Source organism: Bacteroides sp. 3_1_23, assembly GCF_000162555.1.
GTDB lineage: Bacteria > Bacteroidota > Bacteroidia > Bacteroidales > Bacteroidaceae > Bacteroides > Bacteroides ovatus.
Map to the genome: position 1 here is coordinate 589,581 of NZ_GG774955.1, position 23,901 is coordinate 613,481.

The 23,901-nt window shown below is 41.1% G+C and carries 24 protein-coding genes; 2 read left to right on the forward strand and 22 right to left on the reverse strand.

Annotated elements, in window-relative coordinates; all coding sequences use genetic code 11:
• The first annotated feature begins 9 nt into the window (after window positions 1–9).
• Window positions 10–1,641, forward strand: a complete 1,632-nt coding sequence (locus tag HMPREF9010_RS04625; protein ID WP_008650838.1) for a M56 family metallopeptidase — start codon at window positions 10–12, stop codon at window positions 1,639–1,641.
• A 49-nt stretch (window positions 1,642–1,690) separates the two neighbouring features.
• Here the strand turns inward: HMPREF9010_RS04625 and miaA are convergent, their stop codons facing one another.
• From miaA to HMPREF9010_RS04525, 21 genes are all read right to left on the reverse strand, one after another.
• Window positions 1,691–2,587 (reverse strand): tRNA (adenosine(37)-N6)-dimethylallyltransferase MiaA, encoded by an 897-nt coding sequence (gene miaA / locus HMPREF9010_RS04620; protein WP_008650840.1) that lies wholly within the window; start codon window positions 2,585–2,587, stop codon window positions 1,691–1,693.
• Window positions 2,588–2,708: 121 nt separating this feature from the next.
• Window positions 2,709–3,263, reverse strand: a complete 555-nt coding sequence (locus HMPREF9010_RS04615) for an IS1096 element passenger TnpR family protein (RefSeq protein WP_008650842.1) — start codon at window positions 3,261–3,263, stop codon at window positions 2,709–2,711.
• A gap of 21 nt (window positions 3,264–3,284) precedes the next feature.
• Complete coding sequence (gene lpxA / locus HMPREF9010_RS04610; protein WP_004324969.1) at window positions 3,285–4,052, reverse strand: acyl-ACP--UDP-N-acetylglucosamine O-acyltransferase; 768 nt, start codon at window positions 4,050–4,052, stop codon at window positions 3,285–3,287.
• A gap of 19 nt (window positions 4,053–4,071) precedes the next feature.
• Window positions 4,072–5,457 (reverse strand): bifunctional UDP-3-O-[3-hydroxymyristoyl] N-acetylglucosamine deacetylase/3-hydroxyacyl-ACP dehydratase, encoded by a 1,386-nt coding sequence (locus HMPREF9010_RS04605; RefSeq protein WP_004304529.1) that lies wholly within the window; start codon window positions 5,455–5,457, stop codon window positions 4,072–4,074.
• Window positions 5,458–5,468: 11 nt separating this feature from the next.
• Entirely contained in the window at window positions 5,469–6,509 is a 1,041-nt protein-coding gene (lpxD, locus tag HMPREF9010_RS04600; protein ID WP_004304530.1) for a UDP-3-O-(3-hydroxymyristoyl)glucosamine N-acyltransferase, read from the reverse strand.
• An 82-nt stretch (window positions 6,510–6,591) separates the two neighbouring features.
• Window positions 6,592–7,821, reverse strand: a complete 1,230-nt coding sequence (locus HMPREF9010_RS04595; RefSeq protein ID WP_008650845.1) for an HD domain-containing protein — start codon at window positions 7,819–7,821, stop codon at window positions 6,592–6,594.
• Window positions 7,822–7,851: 30 nt separating this feature from the next.
• On the reverse strand, window positions 7,852–8,676 hold the full coding sequence (gene pyrF, locus HMPREF9010_RS04590; RefSeq protein WP_004304532.1) for an orotidine-5'-phosphate decarboxylase: 825 nt from the start codon (window positions 8,674–8,676) through the stop codon (window positions 7,852–7,854).
• 76 nt (window positions 8,677–8,752) lie between these two features.
• Window positions 8,753–9,865, reverse strand: coding sequence for a peptide chain release factor 1 (gene prfA / locus HMPREF9010_RS04585; protein WP_004304534.1), 1,113 nt, complete (start codon window positions 9,863–9,865; stop codon window positions 8,753–8,755).
• Between the two features lie 3 nt (window positions 9,866–9,868).
• Entirely contained in the window at window positions 9,869–11,035 is a 1,167-nt protein-coding gene (locus HMPREF9010_RS04580; RefSeq protein WP_004304535.1) for an AIR synthase-related protein, read from the reverse strand.
• Window positions 11,036–11,302: 267 nt separating this feature from the next.
• Window positions 11,303–11,884, reverse strand: a complete 582-nt coding sequence (locus HMPREF9010_RS04575; RefSeq protein WP_008650853.1) for a LemA family protein — start codon at window positions 11,882–11,884, stop codon at window positions 11,303–11,305.
• Between the two features lie 8 nt (window positions 11,885–11,892).
• On the reverse strand, window positions 11,893–12,213 hold the full coding sequence (locus HMPREF9010_RS04570) for a type II toxin-antitoxin system RelE/ParE family toxin (protein ID WP_008650854.1): 321 nt from the start codon (window positions 12,211–12,213) through the stop codon (window positions 11,893–11,895).
• Entirely contained in the window at window positions 12,210–12,404 is a 195-nt protein-coding gene (locus HMPREF9010_RS26630) for a hypothetical protein (protein ID WP_232284373.1), read from the reverse strand. The genes HMPREF9010_RS04570 and HMPREF9010_RS26630 overlap by 4 nt, the downstream gene beginning before the upstream one ends.
• A 176-nt stretch (window positions 12,405–12,580) precedes the next feature.
• Window positions 12,581–13,498 carry a TPM domain-containing protein gene (locus tag HMPREF9010_RS04565; RefSeq protein ID WP_004304539.1) on the reverse strand — a complete coding sequence of 306 codons (918 nt, stop codon included), beginning with the start codon at window positions 13,496–13,498 and terminating at the stop codon, window positions 12,581–12,583.
• Window positions 13,499–13,570: 72 nt separating this feature from the next.
• The gene (locus HMPREF9010_RS04560) at window positions 13,571–14,521 is read right to left on the reverse strand and encodes an alpha/beta hydrolase (protein WP_004301723.1); all 951 of its coding nucleotides are present in this window, start codon (window positions 14,519–14,521) and stop codon (window positions 13,571–13,573) included.
• A gap of 18 nt (window positions 14,522–14,539) precedes the next feature.
• The gene (locus tag HMPREF9010_RS04555) at window positions 14,540–15,286 is read right to left on the reverse strand and encodes a shikimate dehydrogenase family protein (protein ID WP_004304542.1); all 747 of its coding nucleotides are present in this window, start codon (window positions 15,284–15,286) and stop codon (window positions 14,540–14,542) included.
• 6 nt (window positions 15,287–15,292) lie between these two features.
• Window positions 15,293–16,321: a hypothetical protein gene (locus tag HMPREF9010_RS04550; protein ID WP_004308551.1), complete on the reverse strand. Its 1,029-nt coding sequence runs from the start codon at window positions 16,319–16,321 to the stop codon at window positions 15,293–15,295.
• Window positions 16,322–16,338: 17 nt separating this feature from the next.
• Complete coding sequence (ubiE, locus tag HMPREF9010_RS04545) at window positions 16,339–17,076, reverse strand: bifunctional demethylmenaquinone methyltransferase/2-methoxy-6-polyprenyl-1,4-benzoquinol methylase UbiE (protein WP_004308553.1); 738 nt, start codon at window positions 17,074–17,076, stop codon at window positions 16,339–16,341.
• A gap of 162 nt (window positions 17,077–17,238) precedes the next feature.
• Window positions 17,239–18,183 carry a phosphoribosylaminoimidazolesuccinocarboxamide synthase gene (locus HMPREF9010_RS04540; RefSeq protein WP_004301731.1) on the reverse strand — a complete coding sequence of 315 codons (945 nt, stop codon included), beginning with the start codon at window positions 18,181–18,183 and terminating at the stop codon, window positions 17,239–17,241.
• 71 nt (window positions 18,184–18,254) lie between these two features.
• On the reverse strand, window positions 18,255–19,271 hold the full coding sequence (locus HMPREF9010_RS04535; RefSeq protein WP_004301740.1) for a PhoH family protein: 1,017 nt from the start codon (window positions 19,269–19,271) through the stop codon (window positions 18,255–18,257).
• Window positions 19,272–19,372: 101 nt separating this feature from the next.
• On the reverse strand, window positions 19,373–20,050 hold the full coding sequence (locus tag HMPREF9010_RS04530; protein ID WP_004301742.1) for a DUF5715 family protein: 678 nt from the start codon (window positions 20,048–20,050) through the stop codon (window positions 19,373–19,375).
• A gap of 84 nt (window positions 20,051–20,134) precedes the next feature.
• Window positions 20,135–20,995, reverse strand: a complete 861-nt coding sequence (locus HMPREF9010_RS04525; protein WP_004304548.1) for a hypothetical protein — start codon at window positions 20,993–20,995, stop codon at window positions 20,135–20,137.
• A gap of 191 nt (window positions 20,996–21,186) precedes the next feature.
• Here HMPREF9010_RS04525 and HMPREF9010_RS0124720 point away from each other — a divergent pair, with 191 nt between their 5' ends.
• The gene (locus HMPREF9010_RS0124720) at window positions 21,187–21,624 is read left to right on the forward strand and encodes a DUF6078 family protein (protein ID WP_004304549.1); all 438 of its coding nucleotides are present in this window, start codon (window positions 21,187–21,189) and stop codon (window positions 21,622–21,624) included.
• 615 nt (window positions 21,625–22,239) lie between these two features.
• On the opposite strand, the gene HMPREF9010_RS04520 is transcribed toward HMPREF9010_RS0124720, so the two are convergent.
• A complete protein-coding gene (locus tag HMPREF9010_RS04520) occupies window positions 22,240–23,892 on the reverse strand; it encodes a flotillin family protein (protein WP_004304550.1) in 1,653 nt (550 codons plus the stop codon).
• Window positions 23,893–23,901 lie beyond the last annotated feature (9 nt).

Consider the following 23,901-nt stretch of genomic DNA (forward strand, 5'->3'; position numbering starts at 1 on the left):
ATCTATGCTATGGGAGTTTTCTTCATTTATATATTAAAATCATCTGTTTGTCTTGTTCTGTTTTACCTGTTTTTCCGGTTATTACTTAGCAAGGAAACCTTTCATCGTTTCAATCGTATGGCTTTATTGGGAGTGTTGTTCTTTTCATTACTCATTCCTTGTATCGAAGTAACTACCCGGCATCAGGTTGAAGTGCAGCAGGCTGTGCTTTCCATTGAACAATTGCTATTGATGGCAGAGTTGGAGACTACTCCTGCCAATGTCGGTGCAGTGCAGGAGACGTCGGCCATATCTTGGGTACAGATTGTTCTGCTGGTCTATTGGGCGGGTATTCTGTTTCTTGCCTGTCGCAATATCTATTCTTTGATTTGTCTCTTTCGGTTGGTACATTCCGGCAAACATGAGAAGTTGGAGAAAGGGGTTACACTTGTGGTGCATAATCAGGAGATAGCTCCGTTCAGTTGGATGAAGTATATTGTCATCAGCCGGAAAGACTTGGAGGAAAACGGGAGGGAAATCCTTATTCATGAAATGGCTCATATTCACCATCGCCATTCAGTAGATTTATTGGTGGCGGATATTTGCATCTTTTTTCAATGGTTCAATCCTGGTGCATGGTTGTTGAAACAAGAGTTGCAGAACATTCATGAGTATGAAGCGGACGAGACCGTCATTAATGAGGGTGTAAACGCGAAAGAATATCAACTATTATTAATAAAAAAAGCCGTTGGCACAAGGCTCTACTCTATGGTCAACAGCTTTAATCACAGTAAACTTAAAAAACGTATCACTATGATGTTAAAAGAAAAATCGAATCCGTGGGCACGGTTGAAGTACTTGTATGTACTTCCGTTGGCAGCTATTGCAGTAACTGCTTTTGCCCGTCCTGAAATCTCTGAAAAAGTGGAAGAGATTTCTGCAGTCAAAGTTAATGATTTGGCAGCAATTGTGGAAAAAAAGAGTGAAGAAAATGTTGTTAAGGAGCCTATTGATACTACCAAGAATAAGGTAGTAGTGGTAGGGTATCGTACAGAAAAAAAAGATTCTGTCTTAACATCCGGGAAAGAGAAGGTGGCTATTTTGGTACAAGGAATTTCCGGCGAAGGAAAACCTTTGGTTATTATTAATGGGAAGGAGTCTGATCGTGAAGTAGTAAATGCTTTGAATCCTGAACGTATTGAAAGTGTGTCTGTCATAGGTCCTGAAAAAGCTATTAAGATTTATGGAGAAAAGGCTAAGGATGGAGTGATGGATATAAAACTATATTCGGAAAAAAAGTTTGCGCCGAGAAAGATTGAAATCGAAGGCATTAATAAAACAAGGTTGGATGCATTAAATAGTGGGGCAAAGAGTTGGGGAGCTACGTTTCGTTCTGCTGATGGAGGTAAACCTTTGGTTATAATTGATGGCAAAGAGGCTACTGGTGATGATCCTTTAGCGAATATTTCTCCTGATCGTATTAGGAGTATATCTGTATTAAAAGATAAGACTGCATTGGCTGCTTATGGTGATAAGGGAAAGAATGGAGTGATTGAAGTAAATCTATTAGTGAAAGAAGAATATCAAGCCCGTCAAATTTCTATTCGTGCTATTAATGATACAGTGACTTCAACAATAAAAGTAACTGCATCTGAAGAATAGCAGTAGATTTTAGATGTCTTCTGTTTCTAAATATTGTCAAAATATAATGTTATAAAGATTGACGGAGGTACGCTAGTATCTCCGTTTCTTGTTCCGGGTGGAACCATTTTATTTCTTCATCTCTTTTGAACCAGGTCATTTGTTTACGCGAATAAATGCGGGAGTTTTGCTTGATTTTGTCTATAGCAAAGGGGAGTTCCCATTCTCCGTCCAGATATTTGAACAGTTCTTTATAGCCTACTGTATTGAGTGAATTGAGGTGACGATAGGGAAGTACGGAACGTACTTCTTCCAATAATCCTTCCTCCATCATCTGGTCTACCCGACGGTTGATACGGTCATAAAGTTCTTCCCGATCACGAGTCAGGCCGACTTTCAGAATACGGAAAGGACGCTGTTTTTTTTGTTGGGTGCGAAAAGAAGTATAAGTGCGTCCGGTCATATAGCAAATCTCCAACGCATGAATCACTCGCTTGGGATTCTTCAGATCTACAATCCGGTAATATTCCGGATCTAACAGTCGAAGTTCTGCGCAGAGTTGTTCAAGGCCTTCCTCTTCATACTTTTGTAACATGATTTGACGGGTTTCCGCATCAACGGTAGGAATATCGTCAATTCCCTTACAGATAGCGTCTACATACATCATTGAGCCACCAGTGAGAATCACGACTTCGTGTTGCGTGAATAATTTCTCCAGAATCTCCAGTGCTTCTGTTTCGTATTGGGCAGCGCTGTAATAGTCTGTGAGGTGGAGCGTGCCGACCAGTTGATGGGGGACACGTTTGAGTTGGTCGGGAGTAGGAGCTGCCGTACCTATTTTTAATTCGGCATAAAGCTGTCTCGAATCGGCAGATACAATACTTGTCTGAAATGTTTCTGCCAAGCGCAGGCTCAACTCCGTTTTCCCCACACCTGTAGGGCCTATAAGAACAATGAGAGTAGGCATAGATTTTTAAGTATTAAGTATAGAAATATTAAGTATTAAAGCGTACGGGACTAAAAAAATATTAGGTATTAACTGCTTGACACTACATAGCAATTAATACCTAATACTTGATGCTTAATACTTAAAATTTTTCTTCTTCGTATGGGCTGCTAGTGTCACCACCTATGTCAAATCCTTCCTGATCGAAGTCTTCCATGTCGAAGTCCTGGTCTCCATAGAAGTTTTCATCCAGATCAAGAGAACCGCTGGCAGCGGCCATTTCTTCAAAATCTACCGTTTGTTTAGGAGCATCTCCTGATTTCTTGGTACATTTGGCGCCATCCATATCTTTTCCGGTGATAATTTCGGATAGTTCGATGAAGAAACAACGTTCTGTTATGTAATCGAATACATATAGCAGTTTCTGTTTTTCATCTTCTACCAGTTCACTGATAGTAGTGTCTTTCATTACCCAGCTATCTATTTCCGGATTGTCGTCCATTTCTTCCAAGGTTACTTCTTTTCCTTTTTCCCAATCGTCATCGCAGATAAAGAAAGAAGTCATCTGGTCGTTTGTGTACCCTACTGATTTCAGTATTGCTTCATGGAAGTCATAAAAAGTAGCTTCCGGATCAATTTGTATTTCTCTGACAAAATCGTCAACTTCATCAGATATGATAGTAAATCTGTATATCATAATATGACTATTTTGAACTGTTTATTTAATGATACCACGTTCTGAATTACGGATGAAATCGATAATATAGTCAATTTCCGGACTTTTTTCAAATTCATCTTCTATTTTTTTCAATGCTTCTGTCGTGTTTAAACCACTTTGATAAATGATACGATATGCATTGTGAATACTTTCGATCACTTCATTGGCAAAACCACGACGACGCAGGCCGATGATGTTGATTCCACTAAAAGCAATCGGTTCGCGTCCTGCGATGATGTAAGGAGGAATATCTTTACTGAAGCGGCATCCGCCCTGAATCATTACATGACTCCCTACATGACAGAATTGGTGCATCAATACATTAGCGCTGACAATCGCATTATCATCAATGATGATTTCACCTGCCATTTTGGTAGAGTTACCGATGATACATCCGTTACCAACCAATGCGTCGTGTGCTACGTGTACACCCTCCATCAGTAAATTGTTATTTCCTACAATCGTGCGCCCTTTAGCTGCTGTACCACGGTTGATTGTTACATTTTCACGAATCAGATTATTATCCCCGATTTCGGCTGTCGATTCCTCACCGCGAAACTTAAGGTCCTGCGGAATGGCTCCGATTACGGCACCCGGAAAAATAGTGTTTCCGTTACCAATACGTGAACCATATAAAATATTGGCGTTAGCCATAATTTTATTGTTGTCGCCGATAACTACGTTCTTATCTATAAATACAAAAGGCGCAATTTCTACATTTTCCCCAATTTTAGCTTCGGGATGAATATACGCTAAAGGACTTATCATGCTTTTAATATATCAATTATTACTTATTTTTCACTATTTGTGCCATGAACTCTGCTTCGCAAACAACTTTCTCGCCAACAAATGCATATCCTTTCATAGTAGAGATGCCACGGCGGATAGGTGCCAGCATTTCTACACGGAAGATAATAGTATCTCCCGGCACTACTTTCTGGCGAAATTTTACTCCATCTATTTTCATGAAATAGGTAGAATAACGTTCAGGTTCGTCTACTGAATTCAAAACGAGTAAACCACCGACTTGTGCCATTGCTTCTACTTGAAGTACTCCCGGCATAACAGGTTCTTGTGGGAAATGTCCCTGAAAGAAAGGTTCGTTAGCTGTGATATTTTTGATACCTACAATGTAGTTAGCACCAATCTCAATCACTTTGTCAACCAGTTGGAAAGGATAGCGGTGTGGCAATAATTCGCGGATACGGTTTACATCCATTACCGGCTCACGGTTACAGTCGTAACTTGGCGCCTGTATTTCGTGCAAACGGATTTCTTTCCGCATTTGGCGTGCAAACTTATTATTGATAGTATGTCCGGGACGGGTAGCAATGATCCGGCCTTTTATCGGTTTACCGATTAAAGCAAGGTCACCGATCACATCCAACAATTTGTGGCGGGCACATTCGTTTGCCCAAACCAACGGTTTGTGATTGATATAGCCTAATTGTTCAGCGTCCATGTGAGGTACTCTCATCACATCTGCCAACTTGTCGAAACTTTCCTGTGACATCTTACGCTCGTAGATTACGATTGCATTGTCCAGGTCACCCCCTTTAATCAATCCAGCGGAGAGCAGCGGTTCTATTTCGCGAACAAAGACGAAAGTACGGCTGGCGGCCACTTCGTCTTTGAAATTATGCATATCCTCAAGTGTAGCAAACTGATTCGGGATAATGGTTGAATCGTAAGAAACCAGTACATTCAGACTGAAATTCTCGTCAGGAAGTACGATGATAGAAGAACCAGTCGTTTCATCCCGGAACTCAATTTTAGACTTGATAATATAAAAGTCTTTGACGGCATTTTGTTCTACTGTTCCTACACGTTCTATTTCTTGTACATAATATTGTGCACTACCATCTAAAATAGGAAATTCCGGTCCGTTAACCTGAATAAGGCAGTTATCAATGCCCAATGCGTAGAGGGCTGCCATACCATGTTCAACGGTGCTTACTTTGACTCCATTCTTCGACAATACAGTACCACGAGTGGTTTCTGTCACATTGTCGGCTACTGCATCGATAGTTGGTTGTCCTTCTACGTCAATGCGCTGGATTTTATATCCATGATTGTCCGGAGCAGGATTAAATGTTACAGTGAGATCAAGTCCAGTGTGAAGACCTTTCCCGCTCAGTGAAAAGCTATCTTTCAGCGTTTTTTGTTTCAGCATTGGTTACTTATTTACTTATTTAATAGTTGTTTTAATTCTTCTATTTCTTTGCGCAAATTACGCAATTCTTTCTGCATATCCGGTAAGCTTCTTTGTGCGACGGATGCTTTGAAGTATTGCTTCAGTTCCATAGGAGGAGTTCCGATAAGCTGGCTACCGGATTTAATGTCTCCGGGTACACCTGACTGTGCACCTAAACCAACTTTGTCTCCTATTTTGGAATGTCCTGCAATACCTACCTGACCTCCGATCATACACCATTCACCAATTTTGGTAGAACCGGCAATTCCGGCTTGTGCAGCCATTACGGTATGTGAACCTATTTCATCATTATGTGCTATTTGTATCAGATTGTCTAATTTGACACCACTATGCACTACCGTAGCTCCCATTGTAGCACGGTCTACACAAGTATTAGCACCTATATCTACTTTATCTTCCAGAATAACAATTCCGATTTGCGGAATCTTATCGTATCCATTCGGAGTGGGAGCAAAACCAAATCCGTCAGCTCCAATCACTGCACCCGAGTGCAGGATACATTCGTTACCTATGCGGCAATCATGATAAACATTTACATTGGAGTACAGCAAGCAACTGTTGCCTATCTTCACGCCGTCTCCAACAAAAGTGTGTGGATAAATTTGGGTATTATCTCCAATCACGGTATTTTCACCAATATAGGCAAATGCACCGATGTATACGTTCTCACCAATTTTGGCGCTGGGTGCAACGAAAGCTAATGAATCTATACCTTGTTTCTTAGGCTTGCTCATCTCATAAAGATTGAGCAATTTAGCCAGACTTTCATATGCATTGTCTACTTTTATCAGAGTAGTTTTAATTTCGTGCTCGGGAGTGAAGTCCTTATTAACCAGGACAATGCTTGATTGTGTCTCGTAGATGTAAGGTGTATATTTGGGATTTGACAGGAAAGAAATTGCTCCGGGCATTCCCTCTTCAATTTTAGCGAATGTGTGTACCGTAGCGTTTTCGTCTCCAATGATTTCCCCTTGGATAAATGCTGCAATTTGCTTAGCCGAGAACTCCATGTCTTTAATTTAAAATTTAATTAGTTCACAAATAACGGATTTTTTTTTCAGATTTCCGTGTTATTGCATGAATATTTTATACTTATCTGTGTAATCTCTGATAGCAGAGATAGTATTTCTTTACCTTTTTGGACAATAATGAGATGTTCAGCATGTCCGATGCTTCGGCAATATTTTTGATAGTACCGTCTTTGTAGATAATGTCAATACTGTCATCTGCCGGGTCATACATATTCTTTTCGATGCTGGGGGTAGAGACAAAATAGTTCGCTTCGGAAAGGGTTATGCCTAGTTGCTGGCTGATGTGCAAAGTTAATTCTTTTTTTCTGTCCTCACTAATAGGTTCCGACGAAATTTCCACTTTAAAGATATTTCGGTTTATCATTCCCGTGCTTAAAGTAGAAATTACCTTGTCTGTATGGGTGCTCCACACTTTCAAGGCTGTCCATATATCATTGTCGTCTAGCTGGATAAAATTCTCCAGACAGTCGGGATTGTTATAAAACTCCGTAGGATTGATATCATTGTAAAGGAAAAAACGCAATGCGGGTGATGCAAACAGTTCCACTCCTTGTGATGCCAGTTCTTTGGCACGTAATAGAGTACTAATCAGCATCTTTTCGTATGCGACGGATGTCTTATGCAGGTATACTTGCCAGTACATCAAGCGACGTGCCGTGAGGAAATTCTCGATAGAATAGATCCCTTTGGATTCGATAACGAGTCGGTCATCCGCTACATCAAGCATTTTGATAATTCGGGCGGAACCGATGTTTCCTTCTGTCACGCCTGTATAAAAGCTGTCACGGCGAAGATAATCAAGTCTGTCCATATCCAACTGACCGCTTACGAGTTGATGTAGAAAGCGTTTCGGATATTCGTCCTTGAAGATTTGGATGGCAAGACTAAGCTGACCGTTCATCTCTTTGTTCATCCGTTCCATCAGCATGAGGGAAATCTCTTCGTGGGAGACTCCTTTTACTATAGTATCTTCCAGTACATGTGAGAAGGGACCATGTCCTATATCATGTAACAGGATGGCCGCCTGTACAGCTTCCGCTTCGCTGTCAAAAATAAAATTACCTTTAGAAGCCAGTTGGGTGATAGCTTCACTCATCAGGTGAAAAGCACCTAAAGAGTGTTGGAAGCGGGTGTGTTGCGCACCGGGGTATACAACAGATGATAATCCTACCTGCTTGATGCGGGTAAGACGCTGCAAAAGGGGATGCCGTACTATATCGTACAGTAACCCCTTTGGAATATTGATGAACCCGAATACGGGGTCGTTAATTATCTTTCTTTCGTAAGGCATTCGTTTTCTTTAGAGATCCTTTTTCTCTTTTCAGAGAATTGCTTTGAGTTGTTCAGCCATTTGCGCCTGTACTTCTTGTGCGGCGGTGCGGGCAGCTTCTGCAAATTTCTCTGTTTTATCTACGTAGATAATACCACGTGAGGAGTTAACAATTAATCCGCATGTACTGTTCATTCCGTATTTACAAACTTCTTCGAGCGAGCCGCCTTGTGCTCCTACACCTGGTACGAGAAGGAAATGGTTCGGAACAATTTTACGAATATCTTCGAAAGCGCGTCCTTGAGTAGCACCTACCACATACATCATACGGTCGTCACTAGCCCATTCTTGTGATTTACGTAATACTTTCTCGAACAGACGTTCGCCGTTTACATCTTCTGTTAATTGGAAGTCATGCGAACCTTTGTTGGAAGTCAATGCCAACAGGATCACCCATTTACCTTCATAGGTAAGGAATGGAGTAACGCTGTCTTCGCCCATATAAGGAGCTACCGTTACAGAGTCGATATTAAGTTCTTCAAAGAAGGTGCGGGCATACATTGCAGAAGTATTTCCGATGTCACCACGCTTTGCGTCAGCGATGATGAATTGGTCCGGATAATTATCTTTGATGTATTTTACTGTCTTTTCAAATGCGATCCATCCTTTTACGCCCATGCTTTCATAGAAAGCTAGATTGGGTTTATAGGCGATGCACAAATCAGCTGTCGCGTCAATGATGGCCTTGTTGAATGCAAAGATCGGATCTTCTTCTTTCAACAGATGCTCCGGGATTTTCTTGATGTCAGTATCAAGTCCTACACAAAGGAATGATTTTTTGCGCTTTATGTTTTCAAATAATTGTTGCTTATCCATCTTATTATTTACTATTATACAATTTACTATTGACTATTTCTAAGAAATCATTCTCAACTATCAACTCTTCATTTTTCTAAAGTTCGCTTTCTTTCAAGCGTTCCGCGTTTTCTGCTACGATCAGGTGGTCGATACAGTCTTGAATATCCCCGTCCATGAATGCAGCAAGATTATAAATCGTGTAATTGATGCGATGATCGGTGATTCGTCCCTGTGGATAGTTGTAGGTGCGGATTTTAGCAGAACGGTCTCCGGTCGATACCATTGTTTTACGTTTAGAGGCAATGTCATCGATGTATTTCTGATGTTCCTTGTCATAGATAAATGTACGGAGACGGGCCAAAGCACGTTCCTTATTTTTCGGTTGGTCACGTGTTTCGGTACATTCAATAAGTATTTCTTCGGCAATGCCTGTATTCGGGTTCTTCCAGATATAACGCAGACGTACTCCGGATTCTACCTTATTTACATTCTGTCCACCGGCACCACCACTTCGGAAAGTATCCCATTTGATTTCTCCTTCGTTGATGACTACATCGAATTCTTCAGCTTCGGGAAGTACCGCCACTGATGCGGCAGAAGTATGAACACGTCCTTGTGTTTCGGTAGCAGGAACGCGCTGTACGCGGTGTACTCCCGATTCATATTTTAAAATTCCATATACATTATCGCCCGTGACACTACAAACAACTTCTTTGAATCCTCCTGCTGTTCCTTCGTTTGCATTGGAGACTTCCATCTTCCAACCTTTGGTTTCACAGAATTTGGCATACATACGAAAGAGGTCACCGGCAAAGATAGCTGCTTCATCACCTCCTGCACCGCCACGGATTTCAAGAATTGCGTTCTTGCTGTCTTGCGGATCGGCAGGGACAAGCATCAGTTTGATTTCTTCTTCCAATACCGGAAGGCGCTCTTGACTATTGTCCATTTCTTCTTTCGCCATCTCGCGCATTTCAGCATCCGATTCATTAGCAAGGATATTTTTAGCTTCTTCAATATTACCCAGTAATTGGATATATTCTTTCCTTGCTTTCATCAAGTCGTCTAATTCCTTATATTCTTTAGTCAACTTGACATAACGTTTCTGATCGGCAATCACTGCCGGGTCTGTGATAAGGGTAGATATTTCTTCAAAACGGGCTACGAGTCCGTCTAATTTTTCTAATATGGTACTGTTATCTGCCATTCTTTAGTATCTAAATTCTCCGAATTCGCTCTTAATGATTAATTCTGTTTGCTCACATGCTTCAACACGTCCTACAATCTGTGCCGGAATACCGAATGACTCGGAAATAGCAATTACTTCTTCTGCATGTTCCGGTGACAAATAAACTTCGAGGCGATGTCCCATATTGAATACCTTGTACATTTCTGCCCAGTCCGTACCACTTTGTTCTTGAATAGTTTTGAATAAAGGAGGAACAGGGAAAAGATTATCCTTTACTACACGAACGTTTTCAACAAAGTGTAAAACTTTGGTTTGTGCACCACCGGAGCAGTGCACCATTCCGTGGATTTCCGGGCGCAGTGCATCGAGTAATTTCTTCACTACTGGTGCGTATGTACGAGTAGGGGAGAGCACTAACTTGCCTGCATCAATTGGAGAGTCTTCTACACTGTCTATCAATTTTAACTTGCCGGAGTAAACTAATTCTTCAGGAACTGCGGCATCATAGCTTTCCGGATATTTTTCAGCAAGATATTTTCCGAATACATCGTGACGGGCACTTGTCAAACCATTGCTGCCCATACCGCCATTGTATTCTTTTTCGTAAGTAGCTTGTCCGTAAGAAGCCAAACCAACGATCACGTCACCCGGACGAATATTGGCATTGTCGATAACGTCTGAACGTTTCATGCGACAAGTTACGGTAGAGTCAACGATGATCGTACGAACCAAGTCGCCGACATCAGCAGTTTCACCACCGGTTGCGTATACCCCTACACCCATTTCACGGAGTTCGGCCAGCAATTCATCTGTTCCATTGATGATGGCGGAGATTACTTCTCCGGGAATCAACAGTTTATTACGTCCAATGGTAGAAGAGACAAGAATATTGTCTACGGCACCTACACAAAGCAGGTCGTCGATATTCATAATCAATGCATCCTGCGCAATACCTTTCCAAACGGACAAATCACCCGTTTCTTTCCAGTACATATAAGCGAGAGATGATTTGGTTCCGGCACCATCGGCATGCATAATATTGCAATATTCCGGGTCACCTCCCAATATGTCCGGGATAATTTTGCAAAACGCTTTTGGAAAGATTCCTTTGTCGATGTTCTTGATGGCGTTGTGCACATCTTCTTTTGATGCGCTTACTCCACGCATCATGTATCGTTGATTACTCATGAGTTATAGAATTATATTGTATACGGCTGCAAAAGTACAGCTTTTTTTTGGTACAGCCAACTAGGTACTGGCAAATGTTAATCATTAACTATTTTACTTTAGAATATTCTCTTGAAAAGGAGAATAATAATAGAAAATTAAGAGTTAAAATCATAGTAATGAAAACTGTGATTTTAACTCTTAATATATAAGGGTTTTATCTAATGAAAAAATGTCAGAATAAATATTTCAGATAATATCTAGTCTCTCTCTTTGTAAATCATTTTTTTAGAATTCTACTTTCGGAGCCTTCTCACTACCTTCCTCTGCTTCAAAATATGCTTTCTTATCGAAACCGAACATTCCCGCGAAAATATTCTTCGGGAAACGGCGGATATTGGTATTATAAGCTTGTGCTGCATCATTGAAGTCTTTGCGTGCTACATTGATGCGGTTTTCTGTTCCTTCCAGTTGAGCTTGAAGTTCCAGAAAGTTCTGGTTAGCTTTCAGATCCGGATAATTCTCGGTAATAGCTAATAATTTGCCTAGTGCTGATGTTACAGCACCTTGTGCCTTTTGATATTGCGCTAACTTTTCCGGTGTCAGATCGGCAGCGTCTACTTTGATTTGAGTAGCCTGGCTACGTGCGGCAACAACTCCTTCCAATGTTTCCTTCTCATGTGTCGCATATCCTTTCACTGTGTTTACCAGATTAGGAATCAAGTCGGCACGACGTTGGTATTGAGTTTCTACATTTGCCCATTTACCGGTAACATTCTCGTCCATAGTAACCAGACCGTTATATACACTTACTGCCCATATGACAAGGATAGCCACAACGGCTAAGATGATAATAATTGACTTCTTCATGTTTCTAATTATTCTATAGTTTTTGTTAATTTATCAGGGTTTTGACGAACGTCCCAGACTGTCACAATGATTACATCCTTATTAGCATCAACGTAATAAATAAGTTTATAATTAGTGTCTACTACTAATGCTCTGTAACAGAGTGTAACTCTTTCTGAAGTGTTTAGAATGTTTCCCGCATTTGGGAAAGTTTTAAGTATCTCTGCTTCTTTGATAAGTTTATTATGCAATTTAGCAGCTATACGTTCGTTTTTTGTATATTGTAATGTTTGTAAATAAACTAATTCTAGCGTTTGCAAAGCCGATTGAGTCCAAACAATATTTGTCATTTCATATAATATTTGAGAACATCCTCATGTGAAACAATCCTTCCTGCCTTGACATCTTCCATACCTCTGTTGATTGCGGTCTCTAATTCTTCTTGAGTATGTGGTAATAACCATGATTTTTGTTCCAATTCGTTGGAGAATCGAAGCATTTCTTTGAGCTGATTATCTTCCATTAACATTACTCGTTCCATAATTTTCTGTCTCATGGTGATGGTATCCATACCGTAAGAACCAGTTGGTTCATGGACAACTTTTTCTTGTTTCTTTTTTTTCTTGATATTCTTTATTCTTTTTCATTTTTTCTGTCTTAGTCATTAGGTAAAGTTACTAATTTATTTCGAAACTAGGGCATTGGATAACATTTATTTTAGAAACGAGAGCCGGCACCACCACCGCCTCCCATTCCTCCGCCAAAGCTGCCTCCACCGAAACCGCCTCCGCCTCCGAAACTACCTCCGCCGAAGCCTCCAATAAATGGACCACCTCCGCCACCTCCCCGGTGGTGGTAATCATTATCATAACTTTGTTGGCGGCGTATGATGGTATGTCCGCAGTTTCTACATGTATAGGTAACATCCTCGGTTTTCACCCCGTTAATTCGGGATACGACAGCACTTCCGCTTCTCTGTAATTGATGTTTACCACAATTCGGACAACGGCTTTGTTTGCGTGCCGAAAAGAAAGCAAGACCTCCGCCAATAGCAATAAAACAAAGAATGGCAAGAACAAAATCAAAAGAACCACCGCTGTTCGAATCGGAGAGAGCATCATTTTCCATAGAACCGTCAAGCCGCTGACAAGTCGCTTTTAGGCCGGCCACCATTCCGGCATCCCAATTTCCGTCTTTCAGGTAAGGAATCATATATCTGGTTTGAATCCTTTTACAGATCGCATCGGGGAGCACTCCTTCCAAACCATAACCGGTATAAAACTGGATACAACGTTGATCTGTAACCAACAAAATAACCAATCCGTTATTTTTATCTTTCTTCCCTACACCCCATTTATTAAGTAACTGATGGCAGAAGTTGAAACAATCTTCTTCTCCGATTGATGGAACTACGGCAACCACCGTTTCAATTCCTGTTTGTTGTTCCAAGGCATAAAGCATGGAGTCTATACTGTCACAAGCTGCCTGTGAAAGTATGCCGGCCGGGTTGCAAACATATTGCATTTTGTTTTGCAGGTGAACTTTTGGGAGGTTGTCCACCGTGTATACTTTCTCTTGAGCTTGTAGTGGGAACAGAAGAAAAGTAGCTAGTATAAAAGTCAATATTGATTTCATAACGATTATTTTACGTTTGCAAATATAGAAACTTTTTCTGTTATGAATCTAAAACTCCTTGTTATAATAGGTTTAATGAATGTATCGCCCGACGAATGCACGGACTCGGTCGGTGTATTCCTGTTTATTCTCTTTGTATGAAACTGCATGAGCCGCTCCTGGAACAATCCATAGTTCTTTGGGTCCCGGTTTGGCTTCGTAGAGCGAATATACCATCCAGGTAGGCACATACGTGTCTTTATCCCCGTGAATAAACAGCATCGGAAGCTGTGATTTGGCTACTTGTTTCAGTGAGGAAGCCTCTTTAAAATTCCATCCATATTTCTTCTCGCAAAGCCAGCTTGTGGTATACATGAGTGGAAAAGGGGGAAGGTGGAAACTAGCTTTAAGCTCATGTGAGAATTCGTCCCATACACTGGTGTAGCCGCAATCTTCCACAAAGCATTTAACAAATGGTTTCTGTTCCTCACCGGACACCATCATGGTTGTCGCACCTCCCATTGAAATGCCGTGTACAACCATTTGTGTACTATCTCCGAAAATCTCATTGGCAATGTTCATCCATTGCAATACGTCCCAACGGTCTTTCCATCCCATCTGGATGGCTGGGCCTTCACTTTCTCCCTGATGTTGCAGGTCGGGAAGTAATATGTTATATCCTAAATCTCGATTATACAGATAACCAATCATAAACATACGGATAGCATTATCTGTATGTCCATGCACAATGACTGCTGTCTTACTGGTGGGTTGGGGAGCAGCAACATAATACGCATGAAGTTGTATTCCGTGCGGATTGATGATGAATGTATCTTTCAGTGCATCCACTTGTTTCAGGCTGTCCACCCATGGACGTAGGAAAGGGTAGTTTCTATACATGAAGGGATAAGAGTCAGCATCTTTAGACAAAATCTTGGCATTCGGAGTCAATGAAAAGTTTAACATATAAAAACTTCCTCCGATGGTGCAGCCGGTCAATGCCAGCATGATAATAATGATGCTATATACAACTTTTCTCCTCATAAAAACTCTCTCTAATCCTTATTTATGCCATATCTCCCATGCGGCAAATGCCTGGAGCAGCAGCATTTCCAGACCGTTTTTAACAACAGCCCCTTGTGCTTCTCCTTTTTTCATGAACAGCGTAACATTCGGATTATATAACAAATCATAGAGCAAATGGTTTGGAGTCAGTAGCTCATAAGGAATATTAGGGCAGAAATCTACCTTAGGAAACATACCTACGGGAGTACAGTTGACGATGATTGTATATTCTGCCATAATTTCGGGAGTCAGTTCCTCATAAGTCAGCATATCATCGGCTTTGTGGGTGCGTGATACGAATATACTTTCAATACCCAGGTTTTTCAGCCCGTGGTAGACGGCTTTGGAAGCTCCGCCGGTACCCAGAATCAATGCTTTTTGGTGATGAGGCTGCAATAAAGGTTGAATGGATTGAGTAAATCCGATGATGTCGGAGTTGTAGCCAACCAGTTTGACTTTCCCTTTCTGCTGGCGGATGATTTTAATGACATTCACAGCACCTATCTTTGCGGTATCACGGTCGAGTTCATCCAAAAAAGGAATCACTTGTTCTTTGTAGGGGATAGTCACATTAAGCCCGCATAAATTGGGATTCTCTTCGATAACTTCCATGAAGTTATTAATGCTGGGAATTTCAAAATTCACATACTCTGCATTGATACCTTCGGATTTGAATTTCTCATTAAAGTATCCGATAGAAAAAGAATGTCGCAGAGGGTAGCCGATTAAACCATATTTTTCCATAATCATTTATTGCTTAGTTGGGTTATTGGGTTTACTTTTTAGAAGACGTACTATTTCTTTTACTTTACCGTCAGGGTATTTGTCTTTATAGTATTCCGTCAAATCTTCGTATATCCAGAAATTATAAGGGCGGCCGATAAAGATATTGAAAGTGTTAGATGACTTCTCGCCGTCAATGCCTAATTTCAATTTTATATGGTTGTATATTTGGTCGTCAGGAGGAATAAGTCTGCAAGTTTTGGCTATTTCAGTCGTTATTCCATACATACCATGAGCTTCTGCTTCTTCGATTGCGAATTCCTTTTTTGTTATAGGAAAGCCATCAGAATTGAGTAATGTATATGTACCGGAGTTCTTTTCCTGAATAGATATACTGTATGATTCTCCATTGGTATAGGGAGATTTACTCTCTAAATCGGCTTTTATTTTTTCTTTAATTTCGTCCGTTTCTACATCTATGCCATATTCTACGGCAACGATATCGAATTTCTGTTCAGATTGAGAGGGGGGGCTGGTAATTACTAAACCTTGTTTCTGGTCAATTTCTTGTCCGTTCAGGCAGAATTTCCGGTCGAATACGGGTTCTTTCTTTGATTTCCAGGTCAGTTTACTGGAAAAAGTGATGACAGATGGTTCTTTTCCGTCATTCCAGTCTATTTCTACTTTCTCATTATCGAATGTATGATCGCCATTGAATTCCCCGAAAGTCAGATAATATTTTCCGTCTTTGCTTACTCCTGTTTGCAGACCTGTGAAATAGGCCATATAAGCTCTGGTGCGTTCGTTTAGCGGAGCATCTTTTTCGTAAGTCTCCCCTTTGTAGATCGCTTTTATTCCTTGATTGGCGATAGAGCCTTTGGTGAGTGGATTCAGTAAGTCATTGCCTTGAGCATCCTGTACTGAAATGTAAAGAACTATGGGAGCAAAATCCCATATTAGGTCATCTCCTCCATTGTTTGCCGGATCACAAGAGGTGAAATTGATACAACAAAAAATGCAGAGTAGAAATAGTCCAATTGATTTTGTTGTTTTCATAAGGTTACATTATTAGGTTATTTGGTTGCGGTATAAAGAGTGCAGATACCAAAGGTCAGCCGTTTGAAGTTGACTTCGCTAAAACCGGCTCGGGCGATGACTCCTTTCATGACTTCCCCTTGAGGAAATACTTTGATGGTGTCCGGCAGATAGCGGTAGGCACTGTTATCTTTGGATAGAAGCTTACCCAATAATGGAATGACGACTTTAGAGTAGATGGAAAACAGTTGTTTCATCGGGAAGCGGTCCGGAGTGGTAAGTTCCAGAATAACAAGATGACCGCCCGGTTTCAGTACGCGGCACATCTCGGAGAGCCCTTTGTCGAGGTCTTCGAAGTTGCGGATACCGAAAGCTACAGTAATAGCGTCAAAATCATTGTCGGCAAAAGAGAGTGAAGTGCAGTCCTCCCGGGCAAAAGATATTTTATCCGACAGTCCTTCCTTTTTTACTTTTTCACGTCCCACATTCATCATACCTTCCGAGATGTCCGTGCCGATTAGTTCGGCAGGTTGCAGTTTGCGGCAGGCGAGGATGGCAAAATCCCCTGTACCGGTCGCTACATCCATCATTCGCTGCGGTTGAAAAGGGTGTAACCAGGCAATAGCTTTTTTGCGCCAGCTGCGGTCGATACCTAAAGATAAGGTATGGTTCAGCTTGTCGTAGGCATGTGCGATGTTGTCGAACATACGTTCCACTTGCTCGGTCTTTTTTCCTTCTTCGTCGTAAGGCTTGATATGTTGTTGCGGGTAATCCATTTTTTAGTTGATAGTTGATAAATGATAGTTGATAGTTGAAGAAGATAGTTGATAAATGATAGTTGGAAGATGACAGAGTTAATAGTTATATGCGATAAGCTGCATATTAACTATCATTTATCATCTATCAACTATCATTTATTATCTGTCATTTATCGCTTATCAGCTGTTCAAAAAAGTTTCGACGTTTTTGAATATACGTTCAGCGATATTGCTAGTATCTTCTTTCACGAATTTCTCACCGGTGATGTTTTCGAACAATTCGATGTAGCGGTCACTGATACTTTGTACGATAGCCGGAGTCATTTCCGGTACTTTCTGACCGTCTTTGCCTTGGAAGCCGTTTTCCATCAACCATTCGCGAACGAATTCTTTAGAAAGTTGTTTCTGCGGTTCGCCTTTTTCGAAACGTTCCTGATAACCTTCAGAGTAGAAATAGCGGCTTGAATCCGGAGTGTGGATTTCGTCCATCAGGTAGATAGTGCCATTGTGCTTACCGAATTCGTATTTTGTATCTACGAGGATCAGTCCGCGCTCTGCTGCGATTTCAGTACCGCGTTTGAAAAGGGCTAATGTATATTTTTCGAGAATTTCATACTCTTCCGGAGTAGCCAGTCCTTGTTTTAGGATTTCTTCTTTAGAGATGTCTTCGTCGTGCAATCCCATTTCAGCTTTCGTAGTCGGAGTAACGATGGGTTCCGGGAATTTCTGGTTTTCGCGCATTCCGTCCGGCAACTTCACGCCGCAAATTTCGCGTACGCCGCTTTTGTAAGTACGCCATGCGCTACCACACAGGTAACCGCGTACAATCATTTCTACCGGAAAACCTTCACACAATACGCCTACCGTTACCATTGGGTCCGGAGTAGCCATTTTCCAGTTCGGACAGATGTCAGTAGTGGCATCGAGGAATTTAGCTGCAATCTGGTTCAGCATTTGTCCTTTGTAAGGAATACCTTCAGGAAGTACTACGTCAAAGGCCGAAATACGGTCGGTTGCTACCATGACGAGTTTTTCGCCGTTGATGTTGTACACATCGCGCACTTTTCCGTGGTACACGCTTTTCTGTCCCGGAAAGTTGAAATCTGTTTTTGTTAATGCTTTCATTGTCTTTATTATAATTACAAATTACAAGTTACAAATAACAAGTCGCAATAGGATTCCGAATCTAAAGACGATTAGTCTTTGGCCAGTTTCACCGGACGTTCGCCGTTGATAACCAGTTGTTCGTTTTTCCGTTTCTCCCGTTCGGCTTTCGCTTCTTTGTCGAATTTTTCGTAAGCATCCACGATACGTTCCACCAGTTTATGGCGTACGATATCTTTTTTATTCAGTTCAACAAAACTGATACCTTTCACTCCCTTTAAGATGCGGAGAGCTTGCACCAATCCCGATGTTTGTGAAGCGGGGAGGTCAATCTGTGTCATGTCTCCCGTCACAATCATTTTGGTGTTCATACCCATACGGGTGAGGAACATTTTGATTTGCTGTGTGGTAGTATTCTGGGCTTCGTCCAAAATGACGACCGCATCATTCAGCGTGCGTCCGCGCATAAAGGCTAACGGGGCAATCTGGATAATGTTCAATTCCATGTATTCCTTTAACTTGGCAGCAGGTATCATATCTTGCAGGGCATCGTATAAAGGTTGCAGGTATGGGTCGATCTTATCTTTCATGTCGCCGGGCAGGAAACCGAGCTTTTCTCCGGCTTCTACGGCGGGGCGGCTAAGGATGATTTTTTTGATTTCTTTATTCTTCAATGCACGTACGGCGAGGGCGATAGCGGTGTATGTCTTTCCCGAACCTGCCGGACCGATGGCAAATACCATATCATTCTTGGCGAATCCTTCTACCAGTTTCAACTGGTTTTCACTTCGGGGGATGATAGGTTTTCCTGTGACACTGAACACAATCACGTTTCCTGTCTGTTCCGCTTGCGGCGCATTTCCTTTTATAATGTCAATGATAACTTCTTCTTTCAGTGAATTATATTCGGCGCAGTACTTTTCAAGTTTGGTGATATTTTCTTCGAAAGCACACATTTCTTCCTCGTCGCCCAGCACTTTGATGACATTGCCTCGGGCAACTATGCGTAGCTTTGGATATAAAGCTTTAATTAACTGTATGTTGGCGTTGTTTACGCCGTAAAAAATAACCGGATCAATGTCCTCAAGAACAATCAGCTTCTCTATCATTAAGTTGTATTAAAGAAAAATTTCTGCAAATTTAATGAAACGTTTTGGATTCTCTGATTGTTTGGAGGTGAATTTTACTGCAATTTACATTCATCTTCCGTTCATCGGGCAGTAATATGGAAACAACCTTGCTTCAGTTCGTATTTGATATAGCATTTTTCAGCTTGTCGTAGATCTCTTAAAACTTCGGATAGAACAAGTTTCAGTGTGTCGGCACTCACGTCCTGCATAGGGCGACCGTCTTTATCTTCCACTTTCTTAAAACGTTTCCAACTAACATCAAAAGTAGCCCCGAAACAATGTGCCGAGTTGGCGGAGGCATTTCCATTGCGACGGCGGAGACGTTTCACATCGTTTTCAGTACGTAGTACGGAGGTGATGATTACCTGATTGGGATTCAGCCCTTTGGCAGCCAATGAATCGAGAAAGTTGGAGCCGATTGTATCGAGCAATGCGCTGGCACGTGGAACGAGGTAGGGAATGGAATGTGTCAATGAATCCACTGCATAAAATTCATTATCAGTGATATGAGTCAACTTTTCTTTCATTGCTTCCGCTTCCTCTCGGTCTGCCAGCGGGCTAATACCTATCTTTTTAGCGACTTCCAGATGTGCATCGTTCAAATCAGGGAAAGAACGTTTGTAACTGACAACGCCACGAATATTGTGCGGCTTGTTCAATTTCAGTGACATGTCTTTCTTTTTGCAGCTTGAAGTAAGCGTTGTAAGCCCAATAACAAGTAAAAATAGCGGTAATATGCGAAGCTTGTAAGTAGTCATTTTGTATTTTTTGCCCGCAAATATACGCTATTTTTTCATACATTCTATGCTTTGCATTATTTTCCGCCTCATATCTTTTACGGGTCACTCTAAAATATTTTCCGGTATTTCCGGATGGGTATCAAGAGTGCCTATAATGGTATAGTCCGTGTTATCTATTGTTGTCTTCAGCGTTGGTATTATCAAATAGTCACTTCTAGTAAGAGCCTTGTTAATCAGTTGCTCCCAATCTACCTTTAAATATCTTTGTATAAGATTGATAACTGCATTTACACTTGTAACTCCATCAAATAGTTCAAATCTTAATTTGTGAGGGGTGGGAGGGGTTGATGCATCCGTGAAATTTCCTTGTTCGTCAGATGCATAATTTAATGTTAAATAAGGTATGGCGTATGTAGGAGATGAGTTGCCGAAACCATTTTCTAATTTGACTGAAAAATCGTATGTTCCTTTGGCTATCGGATTTTGGGATAGTTCGTTTTTGGAGTCGCTATATCGGAAGAAATAGCAATCTTTAGATTCATTGTTAATCAAATAGACCACAGTGCCATTGGACAGTGCCGGATGATTACTTTCTTTTATTGCGTATGCCAAATAACTGTCTATAATTTTAATTTTTAATTCAACTATTTCGTTGGTGATATTATCTTTTACTTTCACCTTTGTTTCTCCTTTCTTTTTGGGGGTAACTTTTAAACTTCCCATTCCTATTGAGCTGGATAAATCTACATCGATGCTTAAAATATCAGTTTCTTCTACAGTCACGGTATAGTCTCTGTTTCCACCTCTAATGGTAATATCTGTTGCTCTTAATAAAGGTTGTTCGTAATACTCTTTTTCAAAGGATAAAGGATATATCTTTTCTTCATTATTATTGCCACAGCTAAAAAAGATAATTGTACAGAGGAATGAAAGTAGTGCTCCAAGTAAATGTTTTGTTTTCATGATTATTTTGTTTTATAGTTTTGCAGGAGAGATATAGTCTTATAAGTTCCTGTGTTGACGTTGGAGGCAAATATAAAGATTTTATCGATATGTTGGAGTAAATAGTGTATTTATTTCCTGTCCTCCAGCTATTTTCATACATTTGTAGCGGTTTATAAAAATAGGCCACTTTCCCACTAAACATAACACACATGAAAACAGATTTCGATTACAATTCTATGCCCGTTAGCTTCGCTCATTGCTTGAATGGACATTGTTTGCGTGCGGACAAATGTTTGCGGCGACAAGTAACTCTCCGAATGCCGAAAGAGCGGGCTGCTGTAATGGTTATTAATCCCGAACATGTCACTTCCGATGGTGTAGACTGCACTTACTTTATTGATGAAAAGCCGGTGTTGTTTGCACGGGGTATGAAACATTTGCTGGATCGGGTGCCGCTTGCTGATGCCACCGTTATCAAACGACAGATGATAGCCTACTTTGGCAAAACGATCTATTACCGTTGTTGCAACAAGGAGCGGCTGATTAAACCGAAGGAGCAGGAATACATACAGGGACTTTTCCGCAGGCGGGGAGTTACAGAAACGCCTCAATTTGACGAATATATAGAATACTATGATCTTGGGTAAGTATATCCGTTAGTTCCGGTAGTCCCACATATTGTGGGAAAGTATTCTTTTATATTATGGGAATTTATTCCCGCAAAATAAGGGAATAAATTCCCTCCAGCTAGGGAATCTTTTCCCATAATATATGGGACTACCGGGAACTGTAATACCCTGATAATAGTTGACTGCCTTTTTTCTTATCTTCGGGTTGGGTTGACATTTATTATGTAGGTATTATATAGCAGCCCCGGTATGAGAAATGCATGATGAAAGTATGAGAAATACCGGTTTTTTATGACATTTCAGGCAAAATACTATGAGAAACAGCTTTTTGAAAAGTATTTCTCATAGTGCTATTGCTTTGAATTACAGGTAATTATTCTATGGATTATGAGAATATGAGAAATGATTTTGCAAAATCATTTCTAGTGGCGCGACATTCCGGGATTATTGTAATTGTATACAAAGAATGAGCGATATGGCTTCACGACTTATTACATATTTTATGTAACATAAAGAACGTAATAAATCCGGAATGTTCAAAGAAGATTTATTCGAGTTATATATAAAAAACAAACGCTGATGAGAACAAGTAATCATGCTTTTCTCATCAGCGTATATTATGTTGGATTACAACTATTTCTTATCTTTTTTCTCGTCAGCTTTTGTTGCAGGCTTTTCCTCCGTTTTGCTTTCCGGATTGATAATACCCTTCACTGTTTCACCGATAGGAAGCTTGTCCAATACGCCAAGGCTCGGAGCTACTGTCTTTACTAATGTGTTCAGGAAATTGCTAGTTCCACCGTTTCCTCCGTCGAATACAGTGATATTTCCTAAGTTCATGTGTTCGAACGCCTTCACCTGTTCGCCGGCGATTTCCTTCCACTGGTCTACCATCTTATATTGGATAGCGATAGCTGGATTCGATTCAGCTGCTCTTACCATTGCTTCGAAACCTTCTGCTTCCGCAAGTAATGATTTCTTCTTACCTTCCGCTTCTGCTTCCAGTTTCAATTGGATAGCTTTTGCTTCCGCTTCGGCTTGTGCTAAAGTAGCCTTTGCGCGTGCTTCCGCTTCGCGGGTAATCTTTTCAGCGATGGCATTTGCTTGCAGGATAGCTTCCTGTCTGGCGATTTCCGCAGGAACAATTTTTTCAGCCTTCAATGAAGATTCCACTTTCCGTGCCTTAGCTTCTTCCACTTCCTTTTGCGCAATTTCGCGTGCAGTTTGTACGGCAGCTTCCGATTTTGCGGCAGCTTCACCTGCTTGCTTATCGGCATTAGCTTGTGTTACAGCTAGTTCTGCATTGGAGAGTGCTACCTCTTTCTGTGCGTCATTTCGTCCGATGGCAGCTTTCTTGGCAGCTTCCGCCTGTTTGATTTCCATATCCGAGTTTAGTTCGGCAACACGGCTTTCTTTTTCTGTATTTGCCTGCTCGATACGGATATTCTTTTCAGCTTCAGCCTTTGCTACTTGTGATTCTTTTTCTGCATTGGCAATGGCTACTTGTGAGATTCTGTCCTTATCTGCATTTGCAACGGAGATTTCCTGTAGTTTTTTGGTTTCTGCAATAGCAATATCCTGATCTTTGCGGGTTTCTGCTACTTTTGTTTCACGCTCCTTTATTTGATTAGCAATTTTGATAGCACCCAGCTTTTCCTGTTCTTCGATGTTAGCCTGTGCCTCGTTCAGTGCTTTACTTTCAGCTTCCTTACCTAAATTGACAATGTAGTTGGCAGCATCGCGAATATCACTGATGTTGATGTTCATCAGATACAAACCGAATTTGCGAAGTTCAGTATCAATATTATCTTTCACTTTAGCCAGGAACTTATCCCGGTCAGAATTTAACTCTTCGATAGTCATATCGGCGATCACCATACGCATCTGACCATATACAACATCAGTAATTAAGTTCTGCTTGTCATCCATCGTCAGACCCAGCATACGTTCTGCGGCATTCTGCATCACTTCGGGATCTGTGCTGATGGCTACGGTGATTGTAGTCGGCACATCTACACGAATATTCTGAGCGGATAGCGCACCGGTCAGTTTACATTCGATCTGCATGGGTTTCATGGACAGGAATTCGTAGCCTTGAATAATAGGCCATACGAAGGCTGCACCACCGTGGTATAGTTTTGCCGACTTTTTATCTCCTCCCGTTTTACCATATACGACGAGTACCTCGTCACTCTTACATTTGCGGTAACGGGAAAGGATACCAATGAAGGTAAGCAAAATGACTGCCACTAATATAGCAGCCATTATCAACATTTCTTGTGTCATAAAATTATG